Genomic DNA, 6,417 nt, shown 5'->3' with positions numbered 1-6,417 from the left:
CCCGACCCAGACTCGCGCGTGTTGGCGTGCCAAGGCGATGCCGAGATCGACGGCCTCCCAAGAGGTGCGCGCGCGCAGCGCGATGCCGAGGCGGTCAATCCGCATCGCTGCGCCCTCGCCCGCCCATCGCGAGCCACCAGAAGATGGCCGCCCACAGCGCCGCCGCCAGCGGGAAGCGCACGAGATCCGGCAGGTCCGACTTCGACGACCAGAAGGCCTCGATGAAGGCCGCCAGCAGCAGCATCACGAACACGCCGAGGCAGAGCTTGGCGCCGTCGCGGCCAGCCTCGACCAGCGCATCGCGGCGGCGCAGCCGGCCCGGCGCGATCAGCGATAGCCCGATGCGCAGGCCCGCGCCACCGGCGATGACGATGGCGGTGAGCTCCGGCGCGCCATGGGTGACGACGAAGCGCCAGAAGGTGTCGCCGTAACCGGACACGTGCAGGTGCCCGGCGACGCCGCCGATCATCACGCCGTTGAACACCATCACGTACAGCGCGCCGAGGCCCGCCGGCAGGCCGGACGCAAAGCTGCGGAAACCAATGCTGATGTTGTTCATCACGTAGTAGCCGAACATCTGGAAGTCGCCATCGGCACCGCGATCGCGGCCGAAGCGCTCGGCGGCTGGGTCGTAGATGGCCTCCATCTGCGCCAGCATCGAGGCGTCGAACAGCAGCCACGCGGCGTCCGGGCGGTACTGCAGCAGCGTGAACACGCCCACCAACGGCACGAGGAACAGCGCCGCCGAGAGCGCCATGCAGCCGGCGTGCTTGCGCACGAGGCGCGGGAAGCCGGCCAGCACGAAGTCCCAGGCCGCGCGCCAGCGCGGGCGCGGCGGGCGATACAGCTGGCGGTGGCCGCGTTCGACCAGCCCCTGCAGCGGCTCGACCACGGCCGGGCTGTAGCCGCGCTGCTTCGCCAGCGCCAAGTGCTGGCACACGCGGCGGTAGCGCGCGGGGAAATCGGCATCGGCGAGCACGCCCGCCTCGGGCGGCGGGCGCTTCAGCGGCGCATCGGATTCGCGACGGTCGAGCCAGTCGGCGAGCTGCGCCCATTCCCCAGCGTGGTGGGCGACGAAGGGCTCCTGCCTACGCATCACCCGCGCTCCGTCCAGCCAACCAGCGCGCCGCCGCCAGCACGCGCTCGCGCGCCGCGTCGCCCTGCAGGCCGGTCACCGGCGAGAGGTGCTCGCAGAGTTCGTTCTGCCGCGCCACGCTCAAGGCACGGCTGCGCTCGCCGAAGGCCACCAAGGCCTGCTGTTCCTCGACACCCAGCGGCACCGGCCAGCGCTGCACCTCGCCGGGCGGCAGCACGCTCGGGCGGCGCGGCGGATCGACATAGACGACGACGGTGTCAGCCACGAGATCGCCGAGGCGGCGCGAATGCGCGTCGGCCAGCATGCTCACCAACCCCGCGCCGTAGAGCACCGGCAGCATGTCGACCGTGCGCAGGAAGTTGCGCGTGATCGAAGCCAGCCAGCCCACCGGCGCGCCGTCGCCGCGCAGCACGCGCAGGCCCAGCGCACGCTTGCCGGGCGTCTGCCCGTGCCAGAGCACTTCGAACAGGATCGGGTAGCCCCAGGTCAGCACGAACAGCAGCAACAGCATCACGCCGGCGCCGGTCTCGCCAGCGATGCCGAGCACCGTCGCGGCGCTGAAGTACACCGTGCCGCGCACGGCGAGGTCGATCAGCCAGGCCAGCGCGCGCGGCACCGCACCGGCGGCGCGCAGCACCAAGGCCACGCCTTCCGGCGTTTCAACCTGGCGGAGGGTGTCGAGCGGGGGGGCTTCACTCATCGCGGCGTCCGGGGCGATGAGGGAGCGGGAGGGAGCGGGCGGTCCATCGAAAGCGGAGTGGGGGGGTCGTCGGGACTGTAGCAGCCAGCCCGCCAACGCGCAGGTCTGGGGCACACTGTGGCGCCTTCGCTTGCTGCCGCGAGATCCTGCCGCCCATGAGCCCCGAGCATTACGTGGAACGGCTCGCACCGTTCATCCTCATCAGCGAGGTCGATGACGGGCGAGCCTTCGCCGAGCACATCTTCCAGCGCAAGTTCCGCCAGTCGGCACCGGATTTCCCGCATCACATCGTGGCGTTCTACCGGCACACCGAGCACCACCTCGTGCCCCTGTCCTACGTCCACTTCCGCCCTTGGCGCGACAACTTGATGCTGGCTGGCGGCGGCTGCACCGATGGCCGCGGCTTCGCGCTGATGAGCGAGGCCGAGCGCGCGCTCGTGAACGAGGCGGGCGGCCTGTTGGCCCACACCCAGCTGTTCGGGTTCCGGAAGTTCGCCGACCGCTGCGACGCCTTCGGCGGCTATTGCGGCGACGCGCGGGCTTCGCAGGTGCATGCCAGCGTCGGCTACGAGACCACGCATCACCCGCACCTCATCGTGAAATGGCACAAGCCGCTGAGCGAAGAACGCCGCGCGGCCATCGTCCGCGAGCTTCACGCCATCGGCCCGTTCTAGCCGACCCTTGGCCGATCAATCGGCCGTCAGCAGGGCCTCGAGCTCCGCGGGGCTTTTCCAGTGCCAGCGGCACACGGAACGCGGCAATGCCCAGCGGTCGCTGTCGGGGCGCACGCGGCCGGTCTCCGTCGTAAACGCCGCTTCAAGGCCCAGTTCCGGGCCGCGGCGCGGCAGATAGGTCGACCGCAGGAACTCCGGCACATGGCCGAAGGGATAGGCGAAGCAGGTCGGCCGCTGCCCCAGCGCTTCGGCGAGGAAAGCCTGGGCCTGCGCGATCTCGTAGTCCGCCTTGGCCTCGTCGTCCACGGCGAAGAAGTCGCCGCGCGAAAGCGGCAGCGCCTCCTCCGGCGGCAGGATGGGATGGTTGTGGTCCCAGCTGTGGTTGCCGAACACCATGTGGCCGGTGCCCTGCGCCGCCGCCCACCAGTCGCTGTCGAGGTCGTTGCGGTCGAACAGGCAATGGCGGTCCATGGCGGCGCGCGCCTCGGGTGAGGCGATCAGGAAGCTGGTGAGGCTGGCCTGGGAACGCGAGGCCGGGTCTTCATCGATCCAGGCCTGCAGAACACCCAGCAGCGACGGTTGCGGGCCGTGGGCGCCGTACTCGCGGCCGGGCAGCGCATCGAACGCGGTGCCGTCGTCGCAGGTGAGGGCCACGGCGCCATCCAACGTCGACCAGTCGCGACGGCCGAGCAGTGCATCGACGACGGTCTGCAATGGCAGCACGCGCAAGCCCAAGTGCGCGATGACCTCCAAGTCTTCGCGCAAAGCGACGTGGTCGTTCTGGGCGTAGTCCGGGCCGTCGATCAGACCGGCATGGTAAGCGAGGATGTGCATGGGCAGTGCGCAGAACGGCTTCAGCCCGGATTGTAAGGGCATAGGGCTCGATGACCCCCGCCCCAATGTCAGGCGTAGAGATCCAGAACGCCCCGACCGACTCGACCCACGATCACGTTCGACTCGCGCTGGGTGCCGGCAAGCACGATCGCGTCGCCCTCATCGTCGCCTGCGAAGCCATTCGCACTCTTCGGCGCGTCCTCGTTCGACGACTGCGCGTGCTTCTGCCCGACGTCGGCCTGCCCCAGCTGCAGGCCCTGCTGCGCGAGCATTTCGCGCAGCTTCGGCAGGGCGTCCTGCAGGGCCTGGCGGGTGTCCTGCTGGGTGGCGGTGAAGCCGAGCTCGACGCGATCGCCGTCGAGCTTCAAACGGATCTCGACCGGGCCGAGGCCATCGGGGCTGATGCGCAGCGTGGCTTCGCCGCCCTGCTGCTCGGCGATCCACTGCAGGCGCGCGCCCACCTCTTCGGCGAAGCGCGGTGAGGGCAGCGGCACCGGCGCCGGGAAGGCCTGGGCGAGATCAAGCTTGTGCAGAGCCGGCGTAGGCGACGTCGGCGCAAGCGGCGCGGCGTCCGGCGCCCGCTCGAGGCCCAGCGTTTCAGTGAGGGCGGTGAGCGCCGACGTATCGCTGTCGTCGGCCACGGGCAGGCGCAGCGTGGCCGGCTGGCGCGCCAGCGCGGCAGCCAAGGCATCGGGGCCGGCGGCGTTCGCGAGAGGCATGGGCATCGCGGCGGCGGCGCCCACCGTGGATGCCACGCCTTTGTCGAGCGCGAGCCCGGTGGCGGGCGAGGGGCTGGCGCTGTCCGGCAGGCGCGAATCGACGGCTTCGGGGAGCAGGGCGCTGAGCGCAAAACCACGCGCCGAGGCCAGCGTCGATGCCGCGGCCTGCGCGCACGCTTGGGCAGCGAGCACGGGGCTACCGGGAAACAGTGAGGACAGGCCCGGCGGCGGCCAACCGGGTGCCGGCGCCGCGGCGTCCAGGCCGGCATCGCTGGGCGTTGCCGGACTCGCGCTCGCATCCAAGGTGGAAAGTGTCGTCGCCAATGTCGTGGGGAGCGCCGTCGCGATCGCAGCGGCCGCAGGAAGCGTCGGTACCGGCACTTCGGGCAGCGCCTGCAGGACAGGCATCGCGCCCTCGAGCGCGCTGGCGGCGAGCGCATCGAGGCTCGCCGCGGCTTCATCCAGCACGGCAGCGAAGCCGCCCGTCGCGGCATCAATCGTTGCGCCGGTGCCGTCGGCCAGCGGCCCATCGGCAAGGGCGGGCATCGGCGTCGTCGAAGGCGCGCCGAGCGCGGCGGAGAAACTGGGCAGCGTCATGGCGTGTCCTTGGTCTGGCGTTCGCGGTGCGCGCGGGCACCGAGGTCGTCGAGCACGCTCTGGTCGCGGCGCTCCTCGGCCTTGAGCTCGACGCTGCGGTAGCTCGCCGAAAGCTTCTCCAGCACCAGCTTGTCGCGGCTGGCGAGCAGCAGGCGCGTGCGCTCGATGGACAGCGCCTCCTCGCTGGTGGCGATGTGCTTCTGCTGCGTCACCACCGCGTCGTCGATCTTGGCGAGGAAGGCGGCGCGGTTGAGCAACTGGCTCGCCGAGACGGCGGTGCCGGGCACCGGCGGGGCTTCGTACTCACCGCGGAAGCGTTCGAGATCCCCTAGGCGCTGCGCCTGCTGCTGGTGCGCCTGCACGCGCTTGGCGAGCTCCTTGGCGAGCGCGTCCTCGCGGCTCTCGGCACGGCGGATCAACGGGTCGAGGCGCTTGGAATTCACGGACTGGCCTCCAGCAGCTGGGCCAGCGCGGCCTTGCTCGATTCGAGACTGGCGCCTTCGTGCACGTCCTGGCCGAGGAAGGCTTGGATGGCGGGCCAGCGGGCGATGGCTTCGTCCACCAGCGGGTCGGCGCCGCGCTGGTAGGCGCCGATGGCGATCAGGTCGCGCTGCGCGGAATACGCCGCCATCAGCCGCTTCAAGCGGCGGATGCGCTCGCGGGTGGCGAGGTCGGCGATCTCGGTGACGACGCGCGACACCGAACGCTCGATGTCGATGGCCGGGTAGAGGCCGGAATCGGCGATGCGTCGATCGAGCACGATGTGGCCGTCGAGGATGGCGCGCGCAGCGTCGGCGATGGGTTCCTGCTGGTCGTCGCCTTCGGTCAGCACGGTGTAGAACGCGGTGATCGAACCGCGCCCGGCCGGGCCCATGCCGGCGCGCTCCACGAGCGCTGGCAGTCGCGCGAACACCGACGGCGGGTAGCCGCGCGTGGTGGGCGGCTCGCCGATGGAGAGGCCGATCTCACGCTGCGCCTGGGCGAAGCGCGTCAGCGAATCCATCAGCAGCAGCACGTTCAAGCCCTGGTCGCGGAAGTGCTCGGCGATGGCGGTGGCGCGCAGCGCGCCATGGATGCGCGCCAGCGGCGGACGATCGGCGGGCGAGGCGACGACGACGGCGCGCTTCAGGCCGGCGGGGCCGAGCGTGCTCTCGACGAAATCGCGCACTTCGCGACCACGTTCGCCGATCAGCCCGACCACGACGACATCGGCCTGCGTGTACTTGGTCATCATGCCCAGCAGCGTCGATTTACCCACGCCGGAGCCAGCGAACAGGCCGACGCGCTGACCACGGCCGATGGGCAGCATCGCGTTGATCGCGCGCACGCCGACATCGAGGCCCTGGGTGATCGGTTCGCGAGCGAGCGGGTTCAGCGGCACGCCGGTGAGCCCGGTGTAGCCGTCGGGGCGCGGCTGCGGCCGGCCGTCGAGCGCATGGCCATCGCTGTCGATGACGCGGCCGAGCAGGCCCTCGCCCACCGCCACGCGCCCGCGCGCCCAGCCCGGCACCACGCGCGCGCGCGGCAGCAGGCCGTGCAGGTCGGTGGTGGGCATCAGGAAGGTCTTGTCGCCAGCGAAGCCGACGACTTCCGCCTCGACGAACTGGCCCCCCTGGGCTTCGATGCGCACGGCGGAGCCGAGCGGCACTTCGCAGCCTTCGGCTTCCAGCGTGAGCCCGACGGCGCGACGCAGCACGCCTTCGCGCACAGTGCCCAGGCGATCGAGCTGCGGTTCGAGCGTGGACAGACGCGCCGCGAGCCGAGCGTCGCGCGAGGCCAGCAGTTGGCCGGTGGCGG

General features: G+C 71.3%; 6 protein-coding genes and 1 pseudogene. 1 reads left to right on the top strand and 6 read right to left on the bottom strand.

The window, feature by feature from the left end:
* Positions 1-94: 94 nt before the first annotated feature.
* Both ACIQ6S_RS05870 and ACIQ6S_RS05865 read right to left on the bottom strand, forming a co-directional pair.
* On the bottom strand, positions 95-1,096 hold the full coding sequence (locus ACIQ6S_RS05870; RefSeq protein WP_397607536.1) for a stage II sporulation protein M: 1,002 nt from the start codon (positions 1,094-1,096) through the stop codon (positions 95-97).
* Complete coding sequence (locus ACIQ6S_RS05865; RefSeq protein WP_397607535.1) at positions 1,089-1,796, bottom strand: RDD family protein; 708 nt, start codon at positions 1,794-1,796, stop codon at positions 1,089-1,091. Before ACIQ6S_RS05865 ends, ACIQ6S_RS05870 begins: the two co-directional genes overlap by 8 nt.
* 155 nt (positions 1,797-1,951) lie before the next feature.
* Here ACIQ6S_RS05865 and ACIQ6S_RS05860 point away from each other — a divergent pair, with 155 nt between their 5' ends.
* The gene (locus ACIQ6S_RS05860; RefSeq protein WP_397607534.1) at positions 1,952-2,470 is read left to right on the top strand and encodes a hypothetical protein; all 519 of its coding nucleotides are present in this window, start codon (positions 1,952-1,954) and stop codon (positions 2,468-2,470) included.
* Between the two features lie 15 nt (positions 2,471-2,485).
* Here the strand turns inward: ACIQ6S_RS05860 and ACIQ6S_RS05855 are convergent, their stop codons facing one another.
* From ACIQ6S_RS05855 to ACIQ6S_RS05840, 4 genes and pseudogenes are all read right to left on the bottom strand, one after another.
* Positions 2,486-3,346 carry a polysaccharide deacetylase family protein gene (locus tag ACIQ6S_RS05855; RefSeq protein ID WP_397607533.1) on the bottom strand — a complete coding sequence of 287 codons (861 nt, stop codon included), beginning with the start codon at positions 3,344-3,346 and terminating at the stop codon, positions 2,486-2,488.
* Positions 3,347-3,372: 26 nt separating this feature from the next.
* Positions 3,373-4,620 (bottom strand): flagellar hook-length control protein FliK, encoded by a 1,248-nt coding sequence (locus ACIQ6S_RS05850; protein ID WP_397607532.1) that lies wholly within the window; start codon positions 4,618-4,620, stop codon positions 3,373-3,375.
* On the bottom strand, positions 4,617-5,063 hold the full coding sequence (gene fliJ / locus ACIQ6S_RS05845; protein ID WP_397607531.1) for a flagellar export protein FliJ: 447 nt from the start codon (positions 5,061-5,063) through the stop codon (positions 4,617-4,619). The genes ACIQ6S_RS05850 and fliJ overlap by 4 nt, the downstream gene beginning before the upstream one ends.
* Positions 5,060-6,417, bottom strand: a pseudogene (locus ACIQ6S_RS05840) (FliI/YscN family ATPase); the annotation flags it as partial. The gene fliJ and the pseudogene ACIQ6S_RS05840, both read right to left, overlap by 4 nt.

It is taken from the genome of Silanimonas sp. (assembly GCF_044377035.1).
GTDB lineage: Bacteria > Pseudomonadota > Gammaproteobacteria > Xanthomonadales > Xanthomonadaceae > Silanimonas.
Note: the sequence above shows the minus strand (reverse complement) of the source record. Positions and strands in the feature narration are given on the sequence as shown.

What these genes read in the sequence shown, in the direction of transcription:
- ACIQ6S_RS05870 (WP_397607536.1), bottom strand. Translation starts at nt 1,096, where the DNA reads ATGCGTAGGCAGGAGCCCTTCGTCGCCCACCACGCTGGGGAATGGGCG.
- ACIQ6S_RS05865 (WP_397607535.1), bottom strand. Translation starts at nt 1,796, where the DNA reads ATGAGTGAAGCCCCCCCGCTCGACACCCTCCGCCAGGTTGAAACGCCG.
- ACIQ6S_RS05860 (WP_397607534.1), top strand. Translation starts at nt 1,952, where the DNA reads ATGAGCCCCGAGCATTACGTGGAACGGCTCGCACCGTTCATCCTCATC.
- ACIQ6S_RS05855 (WP_397607533.1), bottom strand. Translation starts at nt 3,346, where the DNA reads ATGCCCTTACAATCCGGGCTGAAGCCGTTCTGCGCACTGCCCATGCAC.
- ACIQ6S_RS05850 (WP_397607532.1), bottom strand. Translation starts at nt 4,620, where the DNA reads ATGACGCTGCCCAGTTTCTCCGCCGCGCTCGGCGCGCCTTCGACGACG.